Raw genomic sequence first — 26,513 nt, forward strand, 5'->3', positions numbered from 1 at the left:
TGAACACACACTATTATACAAGTTCGAGCTTGATTAATGATTCGGCAATCTGCACAGAGTTCCATGCAGCACCCTTTAATAAGTTATCAGAAACGATCCACATATGGAAGCCATTATCTTTATTTAGGTCTTTTCTAATACGTCCTACAAATACATCGCGCTTACCTACGCAATCAGCCGGCATCGGATATACTTGATTTTCCGGATCGTCTTGTAAAACAATTCCAGGAGCTTCTGCAAGCAATTGTTTCACTTGATCCACTGTTACCCCGTCTTGTTCCAGTTCGATATAAACAGACTCGGAGTGGCCTGTTACAACAGGTAGACGAACGCATGTCGCTGCCACTTCCAATTCAGGCATGTTCATGATTTTTTTTGTTTCGTTGATCATTTTCATTTCTTCGTAAGTAAAACCATTGTCTTGGAATTTATCAATTTGCGGAATGGCGTTGAAAGCAATTTGATAATGCTTTTCATCACTCTTGACAGGCAATACTTCCGGTGTGAACGGCTCATCGTTTAAAATAGCTTTTGCTTGTTCTTTTAATTCATTAATTGCTACTGCACCCGCTCCTGACACAGCTTGATAAGTTGAAACAATTACTCGCTTCAGTCCAAATGATTGGCGAAGCGGCTCTAACGCTGCCACCATTTGAATTGTTGAGCAGTTCGGATTAGCAATAATTCCGTTGTGTGCTTTAAGGTCCTCTTCATTGACCTCTGGTACAACAAGCGGTGTATTTTCATCCATACGGAACGCACTTGTATTATCTACCACAATAGCACCGCGCTTTACAGCTTCTGGAGCTAGTTCTTTTGAAATGCTTCCTCCTGCGCTGAATAAAGCGATTTGAACTCCTTCAAAGCTTTCTGGTGTTGCTTCTTGAACCGTAACCTCTTCCCCTTTGAATAACACCTTTTTCCCCGCCGAACGCGCTGAAGATAACAGCGTTAATTTACTAATAGGAAGATTGCGATCCTCTAATGTTGCGATCATTTGCTGCCCAACCGCGCCTGTTGCTCCTACCACCGCTACATGTAATCCAGATTGTTTTGTCATTTAAGTCCCCTCCAACCGTTTTCAATCAACAACATCTTGATTCTGCATTATTTTGTTTTTAAAATAATATGAATTATTTTATCATACTATTGCGTTAAAGAAAGGAAGAATTCATAAAATTTCTTTATTAAATAATGCTGGCTTCCCAAGAATAAGTCAAATACTTATTTTACCAGAAAACCCTTTCTTTTAACACATTGGAAGCCTCCCGCGTTACAAAGGATGCAGCATGGGAGGCATGTATGACGTTTACTATATACTATTCTAACAATCTCGTTTAGCTTTCGCTATCACGAAATTTTTCAATAATGACCGGTTGAAGCTGTTTTCCTTCTAAAGCAGCCATGACGGTGTCGGTTAACAAGCTCATACGAGCCACCATAGAATTCGGTTTTTGCTCCGGCGCATCTTGCCCAAATGGAATGAAATAAATATTTTTGGCTGCCATTAAGCGCATAATGTTTATGCCATTTAAACCGAGAGCGTCATTTGTCGAAATCCCTAATACTGCTGGTTTATGATTTCTTATCGTGGCTTTTACAGCCATTAACACAGGCGACTCGTTCATGGCGTTAGCAAGTTTACTTAATGAATTTCCTGTCATTGGGGCAACGACCATGCAATCAAGCGGGATTTTCGGTCCAAGAGGCTCTGCTTTCACAATACTGTCGATGACTTTGTTCCCTGTAATTTCTTCCACCCGTTTAATCCAATCTTCCCCGTTTCCAAAACGCGTATCTGTTGTTTGTACCGTGTAAGAAACAACAGGCAATACTTCCGCTCCAAGTTCAACAAGCTTTTCGATTTCTGGCATTACCTCCGCATACGTACAATGAGATCCTGTCAATCCAAAGCCAATTCGTCTTCCTTTTAACGTCATGGTTGATTCCCCTTTCTTTTTTCTAAATTCTCATATAATAATTCACAGAGAATATTTGCCACAATTTGACCGGCGGTTTTTGGGGCTACAATACCCGGTAGGCTTGGAGCAAGCATTGCCTTAATTCCCCGTTTTTCAGCATAGCGAAAATCGGTTCCCCCAGGCTTAGACGCTAAATCAATAATAAGAGAGTGAGAAGGCATCTTGGAAATGACACTGGCTGTCAGTACTTGATAAGGAATGGTGTTGATACAAATATCAGTATTGGAAACTTCACTGGCTAATTGTGACAAGTGAAACGGCGTTAAGCCCATCTCTGTAATTCGAGCAAGATGTTCCGATTTTCTGGCTCCCACTTTCACTTTGGCACCAAGTGCTGCAAACGTACGTGCAACGCTCATGCCAACTCTCCCTAATCCTAATATCGCAACGGTTGAGCCGTGAATCGTAAAATCTGTATGTTGAATAGCCAGCATAATGGTTCCCTCTACTGTCGGGATTGAATTGTAAATGGCAACATCGTCTCGTTCGAATAATTGAACAAGCTCCCGGTTTGTATTCTGAATAAGCTGATTTAAGTAATCATTTGTAATCCCCGAAAAGATGGTACAATGAGCCGGTGTGACCTTTAACATTTCTTCTTTCAAATACACTTTTTCATTCGAAAAAATAGTATCAATTTGTCCTTCATGGTTTGTGCCGCGGACAGGCAGAATGATGGCATCCATTTGCGAGAAATCTACTTCATGAATTTGATATTTAGTGGCTCCAGCAAAACCGTGATCTAGTTGGTCAAATCCAACGAGAGAGATTTTGGCATCTAGTTCTATTAATTTTCGAATAACCTCTAGCTGTCTGGCATCACCGCCAATTACCGCGATGTGCATATCCGTCAACATCTTGTTATCCACCTTCTTTTGTTATATATGTGAATATTCTTAAGTGCCCAATTGCCTCTGTTACTTCCACATTGTATGTATGAAAGAAAAAATCGGTGAAACGTTGACTAGCCATTCAGGAAAAATAACAAAGAGGGTGACTCCAAAGGACCAAATATGGTCCTTTGGAGTCACCCTCTTGAAAGACCCCGTCGTAAAAATCCAGTAAAATCATAGGATTTCGTGACCGGAGCCTGCCAGTAAAAAATCACTTTTGCCGTCTATTAAATACGTATGGCACACCTTTACTGTTCGATATATTCTTCAACATCAATAATAATCATATCAGAGCCGATTTTTTTTATGCGGCTCCATGGAACCCGGATATCGCCTCCTTGACGTTTGAACCCAAACCATTTCACCGTCGGAATGATCAACGTCGTAATCTGTCCCGTTTGCTCATTGATTTCTAAATCAGTCTGCCCTAGAACGCCGAGCCTTTCCGCTTTTTTTACATCTACAATTTCTTTTCCGCTTAATTCACTTAAGCGCATAGTCAAACACCTCTTTTTCGCTTTTATCCCTCTCTGACAGGTGGTAAAACCATTGCTGATGAAAAATTTCTTTTTAAAAGGTTGGCCTTACTATTTATTTTATAGGCACTTTTAAATAATCATGCTCATTTTCATTAATTTTTAACTCATTCGTACAAAACGACCATTCACATCAACTCACAAAAATTCTCGAATAAAAACGGTCAGGAATAGAGCCCTTATGGGAACTTCCTGACCGCTTTGCGTAACAAAAATGAAATAGACATGGGCTTTCTTTTCCCCATGTCCATTTCATTACGTAGGTTTATTATTTTTGGAGGCCTTTTGGCATTTCTCCGCTTGGACTGATCAATGAGAGAGCAAAAGTATCTGCAAAAATATCCCTTGCCAGATTATCGACACTTTCCTTAGTCACATTGTTCACAAGATCAATAATTTCATCTAATGAACGGTGCTGGCTGAGCAGCAATTCATTCTTCCCATTTCTGCTCATTCGGCTGTTTGTGCTTTCAAGGCTTAACATTAAGTTCCCTTTTAATTGTTCTTTGCTGTTATGCAGCTCTTTCTCGGTAATCCCTTGATCTTTCAGCTGATAAAGCGTTTCCTGGATTGTGTCATACAACATATCCAGCTGATTGCTGCCTGTACCGCCATAAACGGTCAGCATTCCGGTATCACGGTAAGCAGAATGATAGGAAAATACGGAATAAGCCAATCCGCGCTGTTCACGAACCTCCTGGAACAATCGGCTGCTCATGCTTCCGCCTAACACATTGTTCAATACAATTAAGCTGTATACATCTTTATGACCGATTTGCATTCCTTTAAAGCCGAGACATAAATGGGCTTGCTCTGTTTCTTTTTTGCGTGCAAGATGATTGGCATGGAATTGAGGCGTGACAAATACAGTCGGTTCATGACCTGTTTCATACGTTCCAAAATATTGCTCCGCTTTTTTAATAAAGCTTTCGTCCACATTTCCGGCAATAGAGATTACGACATTTTCCGGTATGTACATTTCATTCATATATTGTCGGAGCGTGTCTCCGTTAAACGTTTCCAATGTTTCTTCGGTGCCTAAAATCGGATACCCCAGCGGATGTTTTTCATACACAGCCTTGCTTAACAAATCGTGAACAATATCATCCGGTGTATCTTCATACATTTTAATTTCTTCATATACGACATTTTTCTCTTTCTTTAACTCTTCTTCATCAAAAGTGGAGTTGAAAAACATATCAGCTAATACATCCAGGGCCTGATCGGCATGCTCATCTAGTACTTTCGCATAATAACACGTATATTCCTTAGACGTAAATGCATTCACTTGACCTCCGATGCGATCAAAGCTTTCGGCAATTTCCCTTGCTGATCTTGTTTTGGTTCCTTTAAAAAACATATGCTCTAAAAAATGGGAAACCCCATTGAGTTCAGGCGTTTCGTTGCGGGATCCTGTTCCAATCCAAACGCCTATTGCCACTGAGCGAACAGTTGGAATATTTTCTAATACGATTCTTACACCATTTTGACAAGTATATCGTTTTATCAAGCGAGTGCCTCCTATCTTTTTTGAACGGATTGTTTTTTTATGATTCGCTCTTCACTTAACAAATCGGATACATCCCCCAAACTATATCCTTTTTGTTTAATTTGTGTGATTAATTGATCTAGTGCTTTGGATGTGGCTTCTGTCGGATGCATCAATACCATGGCTCCAGGATGAATTTTGGTCATGACACGCTGAATGAGCACATCTGGCTGAGGCTTCTGCCAGTCCACTGTATCAACGCTCCACATAATTGTCCCCAGTTTCATCTGCGCTGCCTGATCGACTACTTCCTGGCGATAGCTTCCGCTCGGAGGAGCAAACCACTGACATGTCTGCCCCGTGACCGATTGAATCACGGCATTTGTCTTTTCCAGCTCTTGTTTTATTTGGTTTTCACTCAACGTTTTCATATTGGGATGCGAAAAGGAATGATTTCCGATTTCATGTCCTGCATCGACAATCATTTTTGCCGCATCAGGATTGTTCTTAACCCATCTCCCTTCAAGGAAGAACGTGGCCTTTACATGATGTTTTTTCAGCGTCTCCAACATGGGCGGGATGTATTCATTTCCCCATGCCACATTAATAAGCAGTGAGACCATGGGCTTTTCCGGATGCCCTCTGTAAATCGGAGTCGGCGGGAGATCTTGTATGTGGACAGACGGGGAGATTTGTTGATAAATCAACTTGGTCTCATCAAATGTTCCCGTTTGCTTCATATTCTCATATGAAGCCTTAATGTCCACTTTTAATCCGTTATAGCCAGGAATAAGTTTCCACACTTTATCCACTTTAGCATTTTCAGGTGCAACTTCATAGTTTTTTGCTTTTAATTTGACTTCTTCATAGAGGTCATTCATTTCTTTGGCAGCAGGCAGTGCTTCTTCTTTTAAAGAATCAATATAAAAAGACGTATACGGATTTTGAACCGTTCCGTATGTCACAACTAATACAACACTAAAGGCCACTAGTTGAATCGTTATTCTCTTCACTTATGCTTCCCCCCTTATACTAAAAAATATGTATAGAGGGGACAAGGTAGAACATAGACCTGCGGACAAGGATATAAGGGCAGTTAAGCTGAATATGCGAAAAAAAGCCGGGATTTACCCAGCCTTTCAGTGCTTTATTGTTGAGCCTCTTTTTGCTCTCTTTGTTCTTTTAATACGACTTTTCGAGATAGGTTGACGCGTCCTTGTTTATCAATTTCCATTACTTTAACAAGAATTTCATCACCGATGGCGACAACATCCTCTACTTTTCCTACTCGCTCTTCTGCAAGTTCAGAAATATGCACAAGGCCGTCCTTACCACTGAACAGTTCCACGAATGCTCCGAATTTCTCAATTCGTTTCACTTTTCCTAAGTACATTTGGCCGACTTCGACTTCACGTACAATATCTTCAATAATTTTCTTCGCTTTTTGGTTCATCTCTTGATTGATTGAAGAAATAAAGATTGTACCATCTTGCTCAATATCAATCTTAACGCCTGTTTCTTCGATGATTTTGTTGATTTGTTTTCCACTTGGTCCAATAACATCACGGATTTTGTCAGGGTTGATTGTCATGGTTAAGATTTTTGGCGCATAAGCAGAAAGCTCAGTTCTTGGCTCACTAATAATCGTTAACATATGTTCTAAAATATGCATACGACCTGTTTTTGCCTGCTGCAGGGCTTCTTCTAAAATCTCACGGGATAAGCCTTCGATTTTAATATCCATTTGAAGTGCCGTTACACCTTTTGCTGTTCCAGCTACTTTAAAGTCCATATCACCTAAATGGTCTTCCATCCCTTGAATATCCGTTAAAATCGTGTAATGTTCTCCGGATTTTACAAGTCCCATCGCAATTCCTGCCACTGGTGCTTTAATTGGCACCCCTGCATCCATCATCGCTAATGTACTGGCACAAATACTCGCCTGAGATGTCGATCCGTTTGATTCTAATACTTCCGAAACAAGACGGACTGTATAAGGAAAATCCTTTTCAGACGGAATAACTGGTTCAAGTGCGCGCTCTCCTAAAGCACCGTGACCAATTTCGCGGCGGCCTGGTCCTCTTATTGGTCCTGTTTCCCCAACGCTGAATGAAGGGAAATTATAATGGTGCATAAAACGCTTGGACTCTTCAATCCCAAGTCCGTCTAAAATTTGCACATCACCTAATGCACCAAGTGTACAAATGCTGAGTGCTTGGGTTTGTCCACGTTTGAATAATCCAGATCCGTGTGTCCGCGGCAATAGATCAACTTCTGATGCAAGTGGACGAATTTGATCGATTTTGCGGCCGTCTGGACGAATTTTTTCAACGGTAATTAAACGGCGAACTTCTTCTTTGACTAATTTAGATAAAATTTCTTTAACTTGCTTTAACGTAGCTTCGTCTGCTTCTTCCGTTTCGTATTTTTCAACGACAGCTTTTTTGACAGCAGTGATAGCTTCTTCACGAGCATGTTTTTCTACTACTTGCACGGCAACATTAATATCAGATCCTGCCATTTCACGGATTTGCGCTTCAAGCTCTTTATCGACCTCATATAATTGCACATCCGTTTTCTCTTTGCCCACTGCTGCCACAATCGTTTCTTGGAAGGCAATTAATCGCTTGATTTCTTCGTGGCCAAACATGATAGCTTCAAGCATCACTTCTTCCGGTACTTCATCTGCGCCTGCTTCTACCATGTTAATAGCATCTTTTGTACCCGCTACAACAAGGTGAATATCGCTTTTTTCCATTTGTTCAACAGAAGGGTTGATCACAAACTCATTATCGATTCGTCCGACAATGACACCAGCAATCGGTCCCTCAAATGGAATATCAGAAATCGAAAGGGCAAGGGACGAGCCAAACATCGCTGCTACTTCAGAAGAGCAGTTTTGTTCAACACTCATCACGATACTAATGACTTGAACTTCATTACGAAAACCGTCTGCAAATAACGGACGGATTGGTCGGTCGATTAGACGGCTTGCCAAGATAGCTTTTTCACTTGGACGGCCCTCACGTTTAATAAATCCACCTGGAATTTTCCCTACCGCATATAATCTTTCTTCATAGTTCACAGTTAATGGGAAAAAGTCTAAATTTTTTGGTTCTTTTGATGCCGTTGCTGTACTTAATACAGCAGTATCTCCATAACGGATTAGTGCAGCACCATTTGCTTGTTGTGCAAGCTGCCCAACTTCAACTGTCAGTTGACGGCCTGCTAGTTCTATGGAGAAAACTTGTTTTTCGTGTTCCATATTCACGAGTGCCCCTCTCTACTATGTGTATCTACTCTAAAATAACTATTTGTTATTATGGACAAAATCGAAAATCTATTTCATATTATGTAAAATCTACATACTAAAAAAGCGGGAAAAATCCCGCTTTTTTACAATTATCGACGTAATCCAAGCTTGTTGATCAATTCACGGTAACGTGTTACGTCTTTATTACGTAAATAAGTAAGTAAGTTACGACGTTTACCTACCATTTTCAAAAGACCACGACGAGAGTGATGATCCTTCTTGTGAGTACGTAAATGCTCGTTTAAGTTATTGATTTCCTCTGTTAGGACAGCAATTTGAACCTCTGGTGAACCAGTGTCGCTCTCATGAGTTTTGTACTGGCTGATAAGTTCGTTTTTACGTTCTTTAGTGATAGCCATCCTATTCACCTCCTTCATTTTAACCCCGATGACCTAGCAAGACGTTGGTGAATCGTCATGCCAAGAAACGGTTATCTAACATACATTTGTTATCTTACTATGTTTGGCTGCTAAATGCAAGTCTTTTAGTGATTTCGTACACTTTTTAACAATGATGACCGTGGCTGCGATGAAAAATAAGCCATCGCCTCCTGCTTATCTGCACTAATCTGTGCTACTAACTCTTCTATCCCTTTGAATTTCTTTTCAGTCCGCAGCATTTTATGCCACTTTACGACAACCGGCTCTCCGTAAATTTGTTCATCAAAGGAAAAGAGATGAACTTCAATTGTAGGCTTGTCAAGACGCTCGTGAAAAGTCGGTTTGTATCCAATATTACAGACTCCCTCATACCACTTTCCATGAACGAGCATCTCTACGGCGTATACCCCAATCCTTGGAATGAGATAGGCGTCACTGGGTTCAATATTGGCCGTGGGAAAACCGATCGTTCTCCCCCGTTTGTCCCCGTCCACCACTTTTCCCTTTAACGTATAATGCCTTCCCAATAAAGACGGAATCCGCTCTACTTCTCCTTCTTGTAAACACTTCCGGATAGTAGTCGAACTCACCTTTTCATCATTAATGGCCAATTTTTCCACCGTTGTCTGGGTGAACATATTCCGCGAATGAAACGGCAGGGTCTCCATCGTTCCTTTTCCAAGTTTACCGTACGAATAATCAAACCCAGCTACAACATGCTGTACGTTTAAACCGATAATATATTGATCAACAAATTGTTGAGGAAGCAATCCGGCGAACTCTTTGTCAAAATGAACCAGATATAAAATATCGATTCCCAGTTCTTCAATTTGCTTAAGTTTTTCTTTCAGCGGAGTAATCATGTCTACACGCTGCACGTCTCTCCCAAGGATGACGGAAGGATGCGGGGAAAACGTCATGACGGCACTCGAAAGACCTTGTTGATCTGCCAATTTTTTCGCTGTCAAAATCACCTCTTGATGCCCTAAATGAACACCGTCAAAATACCCCAATGCCATCACAGAAGGAGCCATTGCTTCCCGGCTGAAATGATGTGGATGCTGAATCTCAATCGTCACCAAAATTCCCGTCACCTTTCCTCTTCCAACAGTGCAAGTTAAATGGCTAATACTTTTGTTGGTTTAATTAAGCCTTCCTTTTGAGGATGCTTTTCATAAATTGCTAAACACGTTCCGCTCGAATCCATCATTAAAAATGGGCCTTCATCCATTTTAAAATCTGCTGGTTCGGGCAGTACCGCTCCATTTTTTACTTTCTCTGCTAATTTATCATTTATTTGCAGTTTCGGCAAATGATTAAGTGCCTGTTCAATCGATAAAAGGCGGTCTTGAACCTTTTCTTGCTCCACATAATTCTCTAGTTCTTCAAATGTTATGCAATCTTCCAATGTAAATGCTCCTGAGCCGGTACGGATTAAGTCGGACATATGCGCAGGATAGCCTAATTTCTCTCCAATCATAACGGCAAGTGTCCGAACGTAAGTCCCTTTACTCCCTGTCACGCGAAAACGAAAAGAAACGGTGTCTCCCTCAAACAACTGGCGGTCATCGAGGAGTACCAGCTCATGAATCGTAATTGTTCTTGTTGGACGCTCCACTTCGATTCCGGCCCGCGCATACTCGTATAATTTTTTCCCATTCACTTTTACGGCCGAATACATGGGAGGCGTTTGCTCGATTGTACCCGTAAGAGAGGCGAGTACCTGTAAAATTTCACTTCGAGTGATAGGAGCGGACACTGCTTTCTCATCTACCGTTTCACCAGACGCATCTTCTGTTGTCGTAGAAAAACCGAGTGTTACTTCTCCTTCATACGTTTTCGTAGCAGCCGTTAAATATTCAACGATTTTCGTCGCCCGCCCAATGCAAATTGGTAATACACCTGTTACATCAGGATCGAGCGTACCTGTATGTCCCACTTTTTTCGTTCTTAATAGCTTACGCACTTTAAATACGCAGTCGTGGGATGTCAACCCTTTTGGTTTATTTAGCACTAATACGCCTTCCACACTGTTACACTCCTTTTGTACATGATGTTATGTAATAGAGATTGTTCAAAAAATCCGGGGAAAATGACATTCGAACTTCATGTCCTTTTTGAGCACACCTATAGTCTTTCCACATCATTGCTAATGTACTTTTCTTATACAGCTTCATCCATCTAATATTTATCCGTTATTCACGATTACTGGACCCTTATTGACTAAAGGGATCTTCCATCAGCGGGAAGGTTAATGCCCGTTAATGCGGGATAAACTCTCCTTTATATCTCTTTAACTGAAATGAACCGCCGCAGAAATCTTGAAATTCAATGGATTTCTGATGGCGGTTCATCATGTTTTTAAGATTTTCGCTTCAACGTTTTCATTTTACGTTGAAGCATCTTTCTTATATTGATAGGTTACTGATTGTCTTGATCTTCGTTTTGCTCTTTTTGAATTTCATGAAGCAATGATTCAATGCGGTTTCCGTAGTCGATTGACTCATCGAATTCAAAGATGATTTCAGGAGTTTTACGAAGACGAATACGCTGACCGATTTCAGATCGAATAAAGCCTTTTGCTTTTGCTAAACCTTTTAACGTATTTTGGCGTTGTTCTTCATCACCTAAAACCGAGATGAATACTTTCGCCTGCTGTAAATCTCCTGTCACCTGTACGTCTGTTACCGTAACAAAGCCAATGCGAGGATCTTTAATTTTGCGACTGATGATTTCACCTAATTCTTTTTTCATCTGTTCGCCAACTCTGTTTGGTCTTATCTTCATCCGTATCACCTCACTTATAACCACTCGAACGATGTCTCTGCACGCTCAATTTCCGGAAAAGAATCGATCATGCTCAAAGCTTGCTGCAACTCTTTTTCTGTCGATTGGCGTGTTGATGAGATGGCCACCATTCCAATCTTGGTTCGCTGCCAAGTATCTTGGTAATCCAATTCCGAAACAGATATATTATAACGCTGTTTCAATCTCATGATAATGCGTTGAAGGACAGCACGCTTTTCCTTCAGAGATGCTGCATCGTAGATGAGGCACTCACATTCAACATATGCGATCATTTGCGTTCGATTTCTTGCATGACGTATGCTTCAATGATGTCTCCTTCTTTAATATCATTGAAATTTTTAAGGGTAATACCGCATTCATATCCTTGAGATACTTCTTTTGCATCATCTTTGAAACGCTTAAGCGCGTCAACTTCCCCTTCGAAAATAACGATGCCGTCACGAATTAAGCGAATGCTGCTGTCACGCGTAATTTTACCGTCCGTTACATAGCTTCCCGCAATCGTACCAATTTTAGATACTTTAAACGTTGTACGCACTTCCACCTGACCGATGACTTTTTCTTCGAATTCAGGATCAAGCATCCCTTTCATCGCTGATTCGATTTCATCGATTACGTTATAGATGATGCGGTGAAGACGAACATCTACTTCTTCTGCTTCTGCTGTCCGTTTTGCATTGACATCCGGACGGACGTTGAAGCCGATGACAATAGCATTTGAAGCCGTTGCTAAAATAATATCGGATTCCGTAATCGCCCCTACACCCGTATGAATGATTTTAACGTTTACGCCTTCTACCTCAATTTTACGTAAAGACGCTGCTAACGCTTCAACAGAACCTTGAACATCCGCTTTTACGATGACGTTCAAGTCTTTCATTTCACCTTGTTTAATTTTTTCGAACAAGTCCTCAAGACTTACACGCGATTTCTCTCCGCGCTGTTCTTGCAGTTGTTTTTGGGCACGCGCTTCACCGATTTGGCGAGCCTTTTTCTCATCTTCAAATACCATGAAACGATCTCCCGCAAGAGGAACCTCATTCAACCCTGTAATTTCAACAGGTGTAGAAGGTCCTGCTTCTTTTACGCGGCGGCCAAGGTCATTGACCATTGCACGAACACGGCCGAATGTATTACCGACAACAATTGGATCACCAACACGCAATGTTCCATTTTGAACCAATAATGTAGCAACAGATCCGCGTCCTTTATCCAATTGTGCTTCAATAACCGTACCTAATGCACGGCGGCTTGGATTTGCTTTATATTCTTCTACCTCACTTACAAGAAGAATCATTTCAAGTAAATTATCGATTCCTTCTCCTGTTAAAGCGGACAGTGGACAGAAGATTGTATCTCCGCCCCATGCTTCTGCGACGATGCCGTGCTCTGTCAATTCTTGCATCACACGATCAGGGTTAGCTGTTTCTTTATCGATTTTGTTGACCGCCACGATAAGAGGTACTTCAGCTGCTTTAGCATGGTTGATAGCCTCAACTGTTTGCGGCATAACACCATCATCTGCAGCTACAACAAGAATGGTGATATCCGTTACTTGTGCACCGCGCGCGCGCATCGTCGTAAACGCTGCGTGACCAGGTGTATCCAAGAACGTAATTTTCTTATCGTTTACTTCTACTTGATAAGCACCGATATGCTGGGTAATTCCCCCTGCTTCACCTGCTGTTACTTTTGTATTACGAATTGAATCAAGAAGCGTTGTTTTACCATGGTCAACGTGACCCATGATCGTTACAACCGGCGGACGCTCGCGAAGATCTTTCTCATCATCAATGATTTCAATCGTTTCGAACTCTTTTTCATTGATGATAATTTCTTCTTCCACTTCTACACCGTACTCGCCTGCGATTAATTCGATGGCATCTTTATCAAGCTCTTGGTTGATCGTAGCCATGACACCTAAAAGGAAAAGTTTTTTGATGATCTCAGACGGCTCTTTTCCTAATTTCTTCGCCAGTTCTGTCACCGTTAAGCTTTCTGAGAAAGTGATTTTCTCTGGAAGCGGTCTTTCTTTTCTTGGCTGAGGCTGGTATGGTGTGTTTTGTTGCTGAGGTCTTTTGCCTTTTTTATTATTGCGGTTATTGTTGCCTCGGTTGAACGGCTTCTTATCGTTTGATCCCGGTCCTTTTACCTGCGGTTTCTTTTTGCCGAATTTTTCTTCTCCCGCAGCAGGAGCATCTTCTTCTTCATAGCTCTTTAATGTTTGTTTAATAACAGGAGCAGAAGAAACTGATACCCCGCCCTTATTGTTTTTCAAGAAAAATGAATCCAATTTTTGTACAGAATCTCCTTCAATGGTTGCCATGTGATTAGACACTTCTACACCATGTTCTTTTAATTTATTGATCACATCTTTACTTGAAAGATTATGTTTTTTTGCATATTCGTATACACGAACTTTACTCATACTTTCACCCCCAAAAAAATTAATCGAGCATTGTCATCAGCTTCTTCGCAAATCCCTCGTCCGTAATCGCCACGACTACTCGTGCATCTTTGCCAATCGCCTGTCCCAGTTGATAGCGGTCCGGTACATGCTTAAGGGGCACTTTGTAAAACGAACATTTGTCCGACACTTTTTTAATCGTATTGGCTGAGGCATCTGATGATAATAAAACCACTTTTGCTTTCTGTTTCCGAACGTCATTAATGACCAGTTCTTCACCTGAAATGACTTTTCGCGCTCGATTTGCTAGTCCTAAGAAAGATTGCCATTGTTCTTGTTTCATGAGTCCGCCTTTTTCTCCTTTTCGACAAGCTCCAAAAGCTCCTCATAAATCTCATCGCTAATCGCTGCATCTAAATGATTAGCTAATGTATTGCGCTTTTTCGCAAGTAGAATGGCATCTTTATCTTTGCTTAAATAAGCTCCGCGACCAGACTTTTTACCTGTTAAATCAACTGATACTTCGCCTTCCTTCGAGCGAACGATTCGTACAAGCTCTTTTTTAGGCTTCATTTCTTGTGTAGCCACACACTTGCGCATCGGTACTTTTTTACGATTGTTCACCCGGTTTCACCTCTTATTCGACTTCGTTTTCTATTGCATCGAATGTATCGTTCTCTGCATTATCTTCTTCGTCATGTGTACCGTTTACCGCGAACATTCTTGGATAAATGCCGTCTTGTTCGGCTTCTGATTCACTCTTGATGTCAATTTTCCAGCCTGTTAGCTTAGCGGCTAAACGAGCATTTTGCCCTTTTTTACCAATCGCTAAAGACAGTTGATAATCAGGAACGATGACCGTTGTTGCTTTTTCGTTCTCATCGACCATGACATCCAGCACTTTGGAAGGACTTAATGCATTTGCCACGAATTCCACCGGGTCTTTTGACCAGCGCACGATGTCAATCTTTTCGCCTTTCAGTTCGTTTACAACAGCCTGCACACGCTGACCTTTAGGACCGACACAAGACCCTACCGGATCGACATCCGCTAAGTCAGAATGAACCGAAATCTTAGAACGATCTCCAGCTTCACGGGAAACAGACTTGATTTCCACCGTACCATCATAAATTTCCGGTACTTCTTTTTCGAACAAACGTTTCAGCAAACCAGGATGTGTACGAGACACATAGATTTGCGGACCCTTTGTTGTTCTTTCTACTTTTGTAATGTAAACTTTTATACGATCATGCGGCTTATATTGCTCGTTTGGCATTTGCTCGTTCAACGGAAGAAGCGCCTCGATTTTTCCTAAGCTTACATAAATGAAGCGGGAATCCTGGCGCTGTACAATACCTGTCATAATATCTTCTTCACGGTCGATGAATTCTGAATATATGACGCCGCGCTCTGCTTCACGTACACGCTGAGTGACGACCTGTTTTGCTGTTTGAGCTGCAATTCGGCCGAAGTCTTTCGGTGTCACTTCGATTTCTACCACGTCGTCTACTTGGTAGTTCGGATTAATGCTTTGTGCTTCTTCCACGGAAATTTCCAAACGTGGATCAAATACTTCATCCACGACATCTTTACGGGCAAACACACGCATTGAGCCTTTTTCTAAATTTAAATCTACACGCACGTTTTGTGCCTGGTTAAAGTTTCGTTTATAAGCAGAAATTAATGCTGCTTCAATTGCTTCAATAATGACTTCTTTGCCAATGCCTTTTTCTCTTTCCAATAAATCCAGGGCATCTAGTAATTCACTGCTCATATTCATTCCCCCTTAATCTGCTCAGTCAAACTTAAAAAACGATTGCGAGTCGTGCGTGAGCCACTTTCTCGTAAGGAATTTCAATCGTTTTCTTTCTTGTTTTAATTTTGACGGTAATGGTGATAGTTTGCCCATCAAACGACGTGAGCTCACCTTCAAATTCTTTTTCTCCATCAATTGGTTCATACGTTTTTATGTATACATTTTTGCCAATTGAACGCTCGAAGTCTGATACTTTCTTTAATGGACGTTCAGCACCAGGAGAGGATACCTCTAAAAAGTAATTGTGCGGAACCGGATCATGCTCATCCATTTTTTCGCTAAGACGCTCGCTCACAGCAGCACACTCGTCAATATCAATTCCTTTTTCTGAATCAATAAATACGCGCAAGAACCATTCTTTCCCTTCTTTTACGTATTCAATGTCTACAAGTTCCAAATTCATATCATTTAAAATAGGTGTCACTAATCCTTCCACAATCTCTGTGACCTTGCTCATTGTATTCCTCCTTTTAACGACACCCTATAATGGTCTTTTTGATAAAAATTCCCTGCCGAATGAGCAGGGAAACATATTAGATGATAACAATAGGAAAGAGTGGGTTTCCCCACTCTTTGTCTTCGTCATTCTTAGCATTTCCATCATTACTATAACATAATCACATTTTTTATGCAAATTAGAATAATGAAAGCTGGTTCTGGTCTGGCAACGATTCCAGACATCCATGGTTATCTAAATACTCAAGAATGGTCTTGGAGATTTTCCCACGCTGCTGTAAATCTTCCTTCGATAGGAATTCTCCTTCTCCCCTTGCTTTCACAATGTTCAAGGCCGCATTTGTTCCGAGTCCAGGAATGGAATTAAACGGCGGGATTAAAGAATTTCCATCAATAATGAATTCCGTTGCACTCGAACGGTATAAATCAACTTTCCCGAAAGAAAAACCGCGTTCACACATCTCAAGAGCGAGTTCCAAAACGGTAAGCAAGCTTTTCTCTTTTGGTGCAGCATCCAAACCTTTTGCGTTGATCTCTTCAATTTTGGCACGAATCGGGCTTGAACCCTTGACCATTGTATCAATATCAAAATCATCTGCACGTACCGTAAAATACGCCGCATAATAAAGAAGGGGATGATGCACTTTAAAGTAAGCAATCCTTACGGCCATTAATACGTACGCAGCGGCATGCGCCTTAGGGAACATGTACTTAATCTTCTTACAAGAATCGATGTACCACGCAGGTACCCCATTTTTGATCATTTCTTCTTCAAACTCCGGACTCAATCCTTTTCCTTTACGCACTGACTCCATGATTTTAAAGGCAAGGGACGGTTCCAATCCTTGGTAAATCAAATAAACCATGATGTCATCGCGGCATCCGATTACTTCAGATAGATTACATGTACCGTTATGGATAAGCTCTTGCGCATTCCCTAACCATACGTCGGTTCCATGGGAAAGACCCGAGATTTGCACAAGCTCCGAGAAGGTCGTCGGTTTTGTATCCTCCAACATTTGACGGACGAAACGTGTCCCGAATTCCGGAATCCCAAGTGTTCCCGTTTTACACATAATTTGTTCTTCCGTTACGCCCAGCGACTCTGTACCGCTAAAAATTTTCATGACTTCAGGATCATCCGTTGGAATGGTTTTCGGGTCAATGCCGCTTAAATCTTGCAGCATACGAATCACCGTCGGATCATCGTGTCCGAGTATATCAAGCTTTAATACATTATCGTGAATCGAATGGAAATCAAAATGCGTCGTTCTCCACTCGGCTCCTGTCGCATCGGCCGGATATTGAATCGGTGTAAAATCAAAAACATCCATATAATCCGGAATAACAATGATACCGCCCGGATGCTGCCCGGTTGTTCTCTTTACACCGGTACATCCGGCTACTAAACGGTCCACTTCCGCTCCACGTAAGTGAAGATTATGATCACCCGCATATCCCTTTACATATCCATATGCCGTTTTCTCGGCTACTGTACCGATTGTACCCGCCCGATATACATTGTCCTCTCCGAACAGAACCTTTGTATAGTGGTGGGCGCGGGGCTGATATTCCCCCGAGAAATATAGTGATAGGTAAGCCTTTGAAGCTATCTCCAGCTTTTCCCCCACTCCACACCGTGCATGAGGCTTTCACACTCACACGGCGTTCCATCGTTAACTTAGTCGAATGTTATAAGCTAAGTTTTGGATTTCCTACTTCCGTTCTTAGCTTATTTAGTTTGTTTAATGCTTTCTTTTCAAACTTGGCTAACATTTTTTTGTAGTCTTTATTAGAAAGTGGATCTTTATTATGAATGAACATATGATATTTCTTATTAATAATAATCAAGTTATCATAGCCATCATTACCGCCTTGAGCTGTTGGCTTAATATGGTGGCATATAGCATTATGAGGAGTCAATCGTTCCCCTGTAATGCCGCAGCACCCTTTTTGAGCAACATATTTGCTTAAGCGGTTGTTTTCATATAAAACACTTTTCGCTTTATATATTCCTTTACGAAACATTTCAATCTCACGAACAGACACATGCTTTATTTCTTTATGAATTGATGCCCTATCCTTTTTATTATAAATTGAGAAGTTAGGGTCTCTTTGACCTCGTATATCATGTCGAATTGCTTCAATAGGATAGACCAGTAATCCATTGCTTTTAAATCTTGGACAATTGTAATCTCCATAGAACTTATCAATGACATTATTTGTTTCCTTTGTATGAACAAAGACGTTTCTAAACATCAATGATTTTATATTCGGATGAACTTTATGCCTTATCTCATTAAATTCTTGAGAAATTCTCGTTGCGACTTTGTAATAGTTGTGTAAACCAAGAATGTTCGAATTAAAATTCATCACTTTCTCTGGAGTAGGACTTTTCCTCATCTTAACGAGTTGGTGGCGAATAACGCCTAGTACCTTCTCTTTTGCTTTCGGGTCCATCTTTGAGTTTACGATATAACCTGTTTTGGCATTTCCTTTTTGAACAGCTCTAAATCGAACTCCTAAAAAGTCTGTACCGTTTTTTCGTAAGTTTGTGATTTTACTTTTCTCTTCACTAATTTCAAGCCCCAGTCTTTCTTTGAGCCACTTCTCTACTGCTATTTTAATCTTTCTAGCATTGTCGTAGGAATTTGTGAAGATTTTAAAGTCATCTGCATACCTTACAAGATACATTGGTTTCAATTTTGTCTTTTTAAGTGCATCCGTTTTATTGCGTTTCAATTTATAAGGCACTCTTGTCGGCTTTGTTTCCCATTGGTTTGACACCCACCAGTCAAGTTCATTTAAGACAACATTGGCTAGTAATGGGGATAATATGCCGCCTTGAGGAGTCCCTTTAACAGGAATACCTTCACCCTCAACTTCCGTCTTTAGCATTTTTTTGATGATCGATAACACTTTTTTGTCCCTTATTCCAATTGTCCATAGCTGCCTCATAAGCTTTTTATGATTAACGTTATCAAAGAAACCTTTAATGTCTACATCCACTACAAAGTGTTGATGACTGTGATTGACCATATGATAACACCTTGCTAAAGCATCATGGGTACTTCGTTTTGGTCGAAACCCATAGCTTTGCGGGTGAAATTTCCCTTCAACAATTGGTTCCAAAACTTGCAAGAACATTTGTTGAATTAATCGGTCCTCAATCGTTGGAATCCCTAAAGGTCGCATTTTTCCGTTGGATTTAGGGATAAGTACACGTCTTACTGCATGTGGCATGTAGTTTTCCAATCTCTTTTTCGTTAATCTTATTAGCTTGTTGGCATCCATTTTATTAAGATGTTTGATTGTGTGTCCGTTGGTACCTTTCGTTTTACTGCCAGTGTTACTTTTTAAGTTTCGAAAGGCTAATTGAATGTTTTCTTCAGAAATAATTAGCTCATAAATGTTTTTAAAATATCGACCCTTTTTGCTTTCTTCATAAAGATTATCAAAAGTTGACTGTAAGCCGAAGTATTCGTTGTTTCTTAATTTTTGAATCATTAAGTCAGCCAACTAATCACTTCCTTATGAAGTTTTCGTTTCTCTTTAGTCATACACGAATCTGACTTTTGTAGGTTTTGTTTCGACGTTAACGACTTGTGCCCTTCCCTCTGAAATGTTTTATCCTCCGACTTATTCGTTATTCAGTCATCTCAGGCATTCCAGTAAACGGTACTACGGCACTACTGCCACTCTCGTAAAATGTGTTATAGCACTTTGCCTTTCCACATACCATCGTCATTAGACTGCAACATCCTCTAATGTCGAGAGCTTCACACGTTCCACTATTCCTATCTGTATATACTCCCTTAGGTTCCCCCTAAATTCCGCTGAGCTTGACTGTGCCTGTAACACAGTATGGATTTTCATAACCAAACGCTTACTCATCCACACTCAGAAGTCCTCATTGGACCCCGCAGCATTTCTGCTGCGTGACATTCACGAAAAGTCAGTCGAGGGTTCGTCCCAGTCATTCTACTGATTCTAACCATAGGAATTTTATAGACACCAGACCTATCATTCACAGAAGATTTGTATCTCCCTTTCCTCGTCCTAAACGTTAGGGTGAACTTCAGCCTACTTTAACGGGCTTCAAACGATGTTGATGTTTGCAATATCGCGATCGCTTGCCGCAGCTTCAGTGAGTGTGTTTCAGGGCGTTACTCCATCATTCCACACTTCGGAATAGCAGTTCTACTAGCTGATGCTAATGCTTAACCTTTTCAGTTAAGAACGTGTCGCACTGAGATCGATGTCCGGTACCTTATCTCCCTTAAATCCAAGGAACGTTTCAAACGGGATATCATGTCCGTCTTTTTTATATCTCACGTTACAGTTTGGACAATCTTTGTCAGGCAGGTCAAAGCCAGAACCGACTGACCCGTCATTAAAGAATTCGGATTGCTTGCACTGTGGACAGACGTAATGCGGCGGGAGCGGATTGACCTCTGTGATTTCAGTCATCGTCGCAACGAATGACGATCCGACTGATCCACGTGAACCAACAAGATACCCGTCATCCAATGATTTTTTTACGAGCTTATGGGAAATCAAATAAATAACGGCAAACCCGTGACCGATGATGCTTTTTAACTCTTTTTCAAGCCGGGCTTCTACAATTTCCGGAAGCGGATCACCGTAAATGCTCCTAGCCATCGCATAGCTCATCTCACGCATTTCCTCGTCTGCACCTTCAATTTTCGGTGTATATAAATCATCTTTAATCGGTTTAACTTCTCCGATGAGGTCGGCTACTTTTTGCGTATTCGTTACAACAATCTCTTTTGCTTTTTCTTCTGCTAAGAATGAAAAGCACTCCAGCATTTCATTCGTCGTTCGAAAGTGAACATCCGGCAATTTGTGACGATTCAGCGGGTTGGCACCGCCTTGAGAACTGACTAAAATTTTGCGGTAAATTTTATCTTCCGGATTCAAATAGTGTACATTTCCCGTGGCCACAACCGGTTTGTCCATTTTTTCTCCGAGCTTTACGATATTGGAGATAATCTCCTGTAAGGCTTTCTGATCACGAACAAACTCCATTTCAACTAAATGTTCATAGTTAGAAGGAGGCTGCACCTCGATATAATCATAAAACTCCGCGGCTTTTTCTGCCTCTTCCGCTGACTTTTGCATCATGTTCTCAAACACTTCGCCCCTGTCGCACGCCGTTCCGATCAACAACCCTTCACGATGCTTCTCAAGCTTTGATCTCGGTATGCGCGGCACCCGATAAAAGTATTCCAGATGAGAAATCGAGACCAATTTAAATAGATTTTTCAAACCGATGTCATTTTGAGCTAAGATGGTTACGTGATAAGGTCTTGCCCTTTGATAAGCGTTGCCTTGTCCCATGTAATCATTTAACTGGTCATGAGAAGAAATCTCTCTTTCCATTGCTTCCTTTAACATCTTAACAAGTATATAGCCGGTTGCTTCCGCATCATATATGGCACGGTGATGCTGTGTTAATTCCACATCAAGTTTCTTCGCTAACGTGTTGAGGCGGTGATTTTTCATCTCCGGATATAGAAAACGTGCCAGCTCTAATGTATCAATGACAGGATTGGATGCTTTACCAAAGTCAAATTTTTGGAAACCTGTATTCAAAAACCCCATATCAAAGCTTGCGTTGTGGGCTACGAGCACATCATCACCGATCCACTCGTGAAACTTGCGCAGCACTTCTTCTACTTCCGGTGCATCCTGTACCATATCATCCGTTATGCCAGTGAGCTCGATAATGGTTGCTGATAAAGGACGGTGGGGATTAGCGAACGATTCAAAGCGATCAATAATTTCCCCTTCTTTCACTTTTACGGCCGCCAGCTCGATGATTGTATCATAGACTGCCGATAGGCCGGTCGTTTCCACGTCAAAAACAACATATGTGGCATCCGCTAATTCTCGTTTTGTCAGGTTGTAGGCTATCGGTACGCCATCATCAACTAAATTTGCCTCTACCCCATATATCATCTTAATCCCGTTTTTTTTAGCAGCCGAGTAGGCTTCGGGAAAAGATTGAGCTACCGCATGATCAGTCAGTGCGATAGCCGGATGCCCCCATTTTTTTGCTTGTTCAACAAGCTTACTGACAGGCGTCACTGCATCCATTTGACTCATGGGTGTGTGTAAATGAAGCTCGACACGCTTTTCGCCTTCAGGAGCTGTATCCTGACGGCCTTCCGGTTTAACTTCATTAATGTCATTGGCGATCATTACCAGATCACGGACAAATGTATCATTTTGCACACTGCCTCGAACTTTCAGCCACATTCCTTTTTTCACCGCATTCAGTAACGGGATGTCTTCTTTATCTCGTGAGAACATCTTCACCATAATGGAATTCGTATAATCGGTGATTTTAAAAGTTAAGAGAGTTCTCCCGCTTCGCAGCTCTCTTGTTTCTGAAGCAAATACATACCCTTGGATCGTAATCTTCTTTTCTTCATCAAAAATGGAATCCAGGCGCACTGCTTCATCTTTAATTAAATAGCCGACTGTAAGCGGCCCTGACAGCTCAGCGGCTGCATCTGCCGCTTTTTCCTGTTCTTTTGCCTGCATTTCAGTAATGGCTGCCAGTACTTTTTCCTGGTCTTCCTGTTTTTTTCGTTCCACAAATTTATTATAATCTGCCTCTGAATGAACGACTTCTGTCACAAGCTGAAAAGCCGGAAATCCATATGCGCTGTATTGATCTGTAATGAGCTGCCCATACTTCCTTTTAAGAGCTTGTGCCTCTGTATCGATTCTTGTCTGCAATTGAAGCTTTACACCATTAAGAGTAGGCAGTTGCTCCTTTAACAAAGCATGCAGCATTGGCGAAATGCCTTCCAGCTCCGCTACACAATGCGGCCAATAAGCCTGAACATCATCCTGTGAGCATTCTTTTACAGGTGTTTTAATAGAAAAAGACACATTGGCAATATGGGAGAATTGAGTTCGAAGTCTTGTTAAAAATAATTCATAAACGGAAAAAGGCAAGACTTGCTGTAAGATAAATTGGAAATGCCATTGCTTTTGATCTTTATGAATAACGAGCTTTTCAATCCCCGCTTGTTCAAAATAAGGAACAATCTCATCACTTGTTAAATCAAGCTGCTGAAGCAGGAGCTGAAATCGCTCTTTTTGTTCTTTTGTTAAACCTTCCATCGAATCCCCCTTTCAAAAATTCCTCTTTGATTGTAACACAAATTCAAGGTACCCTAGGAAAACAGGGTACCTTGAATTTGTGTTTTATTTTAATAAAGCAGCTAATGTATTTAGCAATTCATCAACAGATACTTCCATTGATTCTCCTGTGCTTCGTACTTTCAATTCGATAATTCCTTCAGCGGCACGTTTTCCAATGGTAACACGAACCGGGATACCAATCAAATCAGAATCAGCAAATTTAACGCCCGGACGCTCTGCACGATCATCCATCAGCACTTCATAGCCTTTAGCCAGCAATTCATTATAAAGCTTTTCTCCAAGCTCTTTTTGTTCTTCATTTTTCATATTAACCGGAATTAAATGAACTTGATAAGGAGCTACAGAAACCGGCCACACAAGACCATTTTCATCGTTAAATTGCTCCGCAACAGCTGCAACCGTACGAGAAACACCAATCCCGTAACAACCCATAATCATCGGCTGTGTACGGCCGTTTTCATCTAAATATGTCGCATTCATCGCTTCACTATATCTTATACCAAGTTTGAATACGTGACCGACTTCAATACCTTTGGCAAACTTGATTACACCTTGTCCATCTGGAGAAGGGTCCCCTTCTTGAATAAATCGAATGTCGGTGTAAGCAGCTTTGAAGTCGCGCTCAGGATTTACATTTTTAAAATGATATCCAGCTTCGTTAGCTCCTGAAACCGCATTGGTCATCGCCTGCACCGCGTTATCGGCAATAATCTCTACTTTCTCTGAAACAGAGACAGGACCCAAGAAGCCCACTTCGCAGCCCATTATTTCTTTTGTTTCTTCTGCGCTTGCCAGTTCAACAACGGATGCTTCAAAATAGTTTTTCACTTTAATATCGTTCACTTCATGATCACCACGAACAAGGACAAGAACAAATCGATCATCGACTTTAAATAAAAGCGATTTAATGCATTTTGACGCTTCTACATTCAAGAAAGCAGATACTTCTTCAATTGATTTTTGTGTCGGTGTTTCTACTTTCTCCAATGCTTCAGCAGTTTCATTCCCTTTCTCATATACCGCTGTAACAGTTGCCATTTCAATGTTTGCTGCATATGAAGATGTATCGGAATATGCAATCGTATCTTCTCCTACGTCTGAAAGCACCATAAATTCGTGTGTATCCTTACCGCCTATTGCTCCTGAATCAGCAATAACGGCACGGAAATTTAACCCGCAGCGTTCAAAAATGCGGCTGTACGCTTCATACATTTTGTTGTATGTGTCATCTAAGCTTTCTTTTGAAGCATGAAATGAATAAGCATCCTTCATGATAAATTCACGTCCACGCAATAATCCAAAACGAGGACGTTTCTCATCACGGAATTTTGTTTGAATTTGATATAAATTTAACGGAAGACGCTTATATGATTTGACTTCATCACGTACTAAGCTCGTAATGACTTCCTCATGTGTCGGGCCTAATGCAAAATCACGATTGTGGCGATCCTTCATTCTCATTAATTCAGGACCGTATGAATACCAACGTCCTGACTCTTGCCATAATTCTGCTTGCTGTAAGGCAGGCATTAATAACTCCACAGATCCCGCGCGCTCCATTTCTTCCCGCACGATTTGTTCCACTTTACGAAGAACTCGATAGCCAAGCGGCAGGAAGCTGTAAATGCCGCTCGCATTTTGACGCATAAAACCGGCACGAAGCAACAACTGGTGGCTTTTAATTTCAGCATCTGCTGGTACTTCACGCAATGTTGGAATTAGATTAGAACTTTGTCTCATATGTGCACCTCTTCAACTCTCCAAAAGTCTCTCTATCACACTGTTTTATCAGTTAACAGATTTATTTTCATTTTGAATGATAGGCTCAAAAAAGCAAGCCTTTTTATTGGGGAAACTCGTCTAAGAATCAGTCCCAATATCCCTTTTCAATTTATATACAAACAATGATTCATTTGAACGAACTTTTTACCCGCCTTAACCGGGAGTAAGGCCCTCACTGATGGAAGTTTCCTTTATAAAAAGAAACGTTGGATATCATTCCATGTGACAACAAGCATCAAGAGCATTAATAAAGCGAAACCGATGAAGTGAACCATACCTTCTTTTTGACGATCAATCGGTTTGCCGCGAACTGCTTCAACTGCAAAAAACATTAAACGTCCGCCATCAAGTGCCGGAATCGGCAATAGGTTCACGATTCCCAAATTAATGCTTAAGACGGCTGCCCATTTCATTAAATAGTAAATTCCCGATTGGGCTACCTGTTCGGTTGAAACATAAATACCTACAGGACCTGAAAGCATATCGATGGAAAATTGTCCGGTAATTAACTTTCCTAAGCCTACAATAATTTCTTTCGACCACATGTATGTTTCAAGCGCACCGTTTTTCACCGACCCGAAAAACGACTTTTCCATCGGAGGATAAACACCAATCAGCCCGATCGTTTGATCTCCCACTTTTCTTTCTTCAGGAGTCACAGGAATATCAAATGTTTCATTATTTCGCATGATGGTAAACGTTAATTCTTCATTTGGATGCATTTGAATCGTTTCGACGACAGCTTTCCATGAACGGATGGATTCTCCGTCAATTGCCTGTACGATATCACCTTGCTTCAAACCTGCCTCGATGGCTGCTCCATCTTTTGTCAGCTCGCCGATGACTGGTTTATCTACCGTATAACCTTGCATTAAACCAATTGCCAAAAAGATGAAAAATGCGAGAACAAAATTCATAAGAGGCCCTGCAAAAATGGCCATTGTACGCTGACCCAATGTTTTAGAAGCAAATTGACGCTCATAAGGAGCGATTTGCGATTCTTCGCCATCCATAATGAAGAAAGATTCTCCACTTACCTCAAAACGCTGCAAGCGCTCATCCTCATCTTCATAACCTGAAATAGACATTCGATGCTCTAAATCTGCATGTTCGACTTCAATTATTTTTGCTTGCGGGTACTGTTCTTTTCGATTAATGATAACTTTATTTACTTGTCCTTCATCATTAAACAAGAGCCCTACCATCTGTCCCGGCTTTACATCTATCATCTCCGGGTCTTCGCCCGCCATTCGTACAAACCCGCCAAGCGGTAAAAGCCGAATGGTGTATACCGTTTCGTTTTTGCGGAACGAGAAAATTTTAGGTCCAAATCCAATTGCAAACTCCCGACACAAAATACCGGCTCGTTTAGCGAAGACTAAATGCCCCAGTTCATGGAAAAATACGAGAGCACCAAAGATGACGATAAAAGCAATCACTGTGTTCAACGG

At 41.2% G+C, this 26,513-nt stretch carries 20 protein-coding genes and 2 pseudogenes; all 22 read right to left on the reverse strand.

The genetic code is table 11. The annotated features are described in order from the left end of the window. Window positions 1-13: 13 nt before the first annotated feature. The 22 genes and pseudogenes from asd to rseP all read right to left on the reverse strand — a co-directional run bounded on the left by asd (window position 14) and on the right by rseP (window position 26,510). Window positions 14-1,060, reverse strand: coding sequence for an aspartate-semialdehyde dehydrogenase (asd, locus tag BK575_RS20230; RefSeq protein ID WP_078413182.1), 1,047 nt, complete (start codon window positions 1,058-1,060; stop codon window positions 14-16). Between the two features lie 277 nt (window positions 1,061-1,337). Next, on the reverse strand, window positions 1,338-1,940 hold the full coding sequence (locus BK575_RS20235; RefSeq protein WP_078413184.1) for a dipicolinate synthase subunit B: 603 nt from the start codon (window positions 1,938-1,940) through the stop codon (window positions 1,338-1,340). Next, on the reverse strand, window positions 1,937-2,839 hold the full coding sequence (gene dpaA, locus BK575_RS20240; protein WP_078413186.1) for a dipicolinic acid synthetase subunit A: 903 nt from the start codon (window positions 2,837-2,839) through the stop codon (window positions 1,937-1,939). Before dpaA ends, BK575_RS20235 begins: the two co-directional genes overlap by 4 nt. Before the next feature lie 284 nt (window positions 2,840-3,123). Continuing rightward, complete coding sequence (locus BK575_RS20245; RefSeq protein ID WP_078413188.1) at window positions 3,124-3,372, reverse strand: YlmC/YmxH family sporulation protein; 249 nt, start codon at window positions 3,370-3,372, stop codon at window positions 3,124-3,126. A gap of 307 nt (window positions 3,373-3,679) precedes the next feature. Beyond that, window positions 3,680-4,921 carry a M16 family metallopeptidase gene (locus BK575_RS20250; protein ID WP_078413190.1) on the reverse strand — a complete coding sequence of 414 codons (1,242 nt, stop codon included), beginning with the start codon at window positions 4,919-4,921 and terminating at the stop codon, window positions 3,680-3,682. Between the two features lie 11 nt (window positions 4,922-4,932). Next, window positions 4,933-5,913: a polysaccharide deacetylase family protein gene (locus BK575_RS20255; protein WP_078413192.1), complete on the reverse strand. Its 981-nt coding sequence runs from the start codon at window positions 5,911-5,913 to the stop codon at window positions 4,933-4,935. A gap of 134 nt (window positions 5,914-6,047) precedes the next feature. Then, window positions 6,048-8,165, reverse strand: a complete 2,118-nt coding sequence (gene pnp, locus BK575_RS20260; RefSeq protein ID WP_078413194.1) for a polyribonucleotide nucleotidyltransferase — start codon at window positions 8,163-8,165, stop codon at window positions 6,048-6,050. A 137-nt stretch (window positions 8,166-8,302) separates the two neighbouring features. Then, window positions 8,303-8,572, reverse strand: coding sequence for a 30S ribosomal protein S15 (rpsO, locus tag BK575_RS20265; RefSeq protein ID WP_028394509.1), 270 nt, complete (start codon window positions 8,570-8,572; stop codon window positions 8,303-8,305). A 125-nt stretch (window positions 8,573-8,697) separates the two neighbouring features. After that, on the reverse strand, window positions 8,698-9,675 hold the full coding sequence (gene ribF, locus BK575_RS20270; RefSeq protein ID WP_078414892.1) for a bifunctional riboflavin kinase/FAD synthetase: 978 nt from the start codon (window positions 9,673-9,675) through the stop codon (window positions 8,698-8,700). 35 nt (window positions 9,676-9,710) lie between these two features. Then, entirely contained in the window at window positions 9,711-10,622 is a 912-nt protein-coding gene (gene truB / locus BK575_RS20275; protein WP_078413196.1) for a tRNA pseudouridine(55) synthase TruB, read from the reverse strand. 392 nt (window positions 10,623-11,014) lie between these two features. Next, the gene (gene rbfA / locus BK575_RS20280) at window positions 11,015-11,380 is read right to left on the reverse strand and encodes a 30S ribosome-binding factor RbfA (protein ID WP_078413198.1); all 366 of its coding nucleotides are present in this window, start codon (window positions 11,378-11,380) and stop codon (window positions 11,015-11,017) included. A gap of 14 nt (window positions 11,381-11,394) precedes the next feature. Then, entirely contained in the window at window positions 11,395-11,673 is a 279-nt protein-coding gene (locus tag BK575_RS20285) for a DUF503 domain-containing protein (RefSeq protein ID WP_078413200.1), read from the reverse strand. Then, the gene (infB, locus tag BK575_RS20290) at window positions 11,670-13,829 is read right to left on the reverse strand and encodes a translation initiation factor IF-2 (RefSeq protein WP_078413202.1); all 2,160 of its coding nucleotides are present in this window, start codon (window positions 13,827-13,829) and stop codon (window positions 11,670-11,672) included. Before infB ends, BK575_RS20285 begins: the two co-directional genes overlap by 4 nt. 19 nt (window positions 13,830-13,848) lie before the next feature. Beyond that, entirely contained in the window at window positions 13,849-14,151 is a 303-nt protein-coding gene (locus BK575_RS20295; RefSeq protein WP_078413204.1) for a YlxQ family RNA-binding protein, read from the reverse strand. Beyond that, window positions 14,148-14,432, reverse strand: coding sequence for an RNase P modulator RnpM (gene rnpM / locus BK575_RS20300; RefSeq protein ID WP_078413206.1), 285 nt, complete (start codon window positions 14,430-14,432; stop codon window positions 14,148-14,150). The genes BK575_RS20295 and rnpM overlap by 4 nt, the downstream gene beginning before the upstream one ends. A gap of 13 nt (window positions 14,433-14,445) precedes the next feature. Then, window positions 14,446-15,582, reverse strand: a complete 1,137-nt coding sequence (gene nusA / locus BK575_RS20305; RefSeq protein WP_078413208.1) for a transcription termination factor NusA — start codon at window positions 15,580-15,582, stop codon at window positions 14,446-14,448. Between the two features lie 31 nt (window positions 15,583-15,613). After that, on the reverse strand, window positions 15,614-16,081 hold the full coding sequence (rimP, locus tag BK575_RS20310; RefSeq protein WP_078413210.1) for a ribosome maturation factor RimP: 468 nt from the start codon (window positions 16,079-16,081) through the stop codon (window positions 15,614-15,616). Between the two features lie 178 nt (window positions 16,082-16,259). Continuing rightward, window positions 16,260-17,675, reverse strand: a pseudogene (locus BK575_RS20315) (PolC-type DNA polymerase III); the annotation flags it as partial. Window positions 17,676-17,772: 97 nt separating this feature from the next. Next, the gene (gene ltrA / locus BK575_RS20320; protein WP_078413214.1) at window positions 17,773-19,599 is read right to left on the reverse strand and encodes a group II intron reverse transcriptase/maturase; all 1,827 of its coding nucleotides are present in this window, start codon (window positions 19,597-19,599) and stop codon (window positions 17,773-17,775) included. Between the two features lie 729 nt (window positions 19,600-20,328). Then, a pseudogene (locus BK575_RS20330) lies at window positions 20,329-23,238 on the reverse strand (PolC-type DNA polymerase III); the annotation flags it as partial. Between the two features lie 84 nt (window positions 23,239-23,322). Continuing rightward, window positions 23,323-25,020, reverse strand: coding sequence for a proline--tRNA ligase (locus tag BK575_RS20335; RefSeq protein ID WP_078413218.1), 1,698 nt, complete (start codon window positions 25,018-25,020; stop codon window positions 23,323-23,325). 233 nt (window positions 25,021-25,253) lie between these two features. Further along, complete coding sequence (gene rseP / locus BK575_RS20340; RefSeq protein WP_078413220.1) at window positions 25,254-26,510, reverse strand: RIP metalloprotease RseP; 1,257 nt, start codon at window positions 26,508-26,510, stop codon at window positions 25,254-25,256. Window positions 26,511-26,513: the final 3 nt, after the last annotated feature.

It is taken from the genome of Priestia abyssalis (assembly GCF_002019595.1).
Classification (GTDB): Bacteria; Bacillota; Bacilli; order Bacillales; family Bacillaceae_H; genus Bacillus_BA; species Bacillus_BA abyssalis.

What these genes read in the sequence shown, in the direction of transcription:
- infB (WP_078413202.1), bottom strand. Translation starts at nt 13,829, where the DNA reads ATGAGTAAAGTTCGTGTATACGAATATGCAAAAAAACATAATCTTTCA.
- BK575_RS20235 (WP_078413184.1), bottom strand. Translation starts at nt 1,940, where the DNA reads ATGACGTTAAAAGGAAGACGAATTGGCTTTGGATTGACAGGATCTCAT.
- BK575_RS20245 (WP_078413188.1), bottom strand. Translation starts at nt 3,372, where the DNA reads ATGCGCTTAAGTGAATTAAGCGGAAAAGAAATTGTAGATGTAAAAAAA.
- BK575_RS20335 (WP_078413218.1), bottom strand. Translation starts at nt 25,020, where the DNA reads ATGAGACAAAGTTCTAATCTAATTCCAACATTGCGTGAAGTACCAGCA.
- BK575_RS20295 (WP_078413204.1), bottom strand. Translation starts at nt 14,151, where the DNA reads ATGAAACAAGAACAATGGCAATCTTTCTTAGGACTAGCAAATCGAGCG.
- pnp (WP_078413194.1), bottom strand. Translation starts at nt 8,165, where the DNA reads ATGGAACACGAAAAACAAGTTTTCTCCATAGAACTAGCAGGCCGTCAA.
- rpsO (WP_028394509.1), bottom strand. Translation starts at nt 8,572, where the DNA reads ATGGCTATCACTAAAGAACGTAAAAACGAACTTATCAGCCAGTACAAA.
- rbfA (WP_078413198.1), bottom strand. Translation starts at nt 11,380, where the DNA reads ATGAAGATAAGACCAAACAGAGTTGGCGAACAGATGAAAAAAGAATTA.
- nusA (WP_078413208.1), bottom strand. Translation starts at nt 15,582, where the DNA reads ATGAGCAGTGAATTACTAGATGCCCTGGATTTATTGGAAAGAGAAAAA.
- asd (WP_078413182.1), bottom strand. Translation starts at nt 1,060, where the DNA reads ATGACAAAACAATCTGGATTACATGTAGCGGTGGTAGGAGCAACAGGC.
- BK575_RS20285 (WP_078413200.1), bottom strand. Translation starts at nt 11,673, where the DNA reads ATGATCGCATATGTTGAATGTGAGTGCCTCATCTACGATGCAGCATCT.
- rimP (WP_078413210.1), bottom strand. Translation starts at nt 16,081, where the DNA reads ATGAGCAAGGTCACAGAGATTGTGGAAGGATTAGTGACACCTATTTTA.
- dpaA (WP_078413186.1), bottom strand. Translation starts at nt 2,839, where the DNA reads ATGTTGACGGATATGCACATCGCGGTAATTGGCGGTGATGCCAGACAG.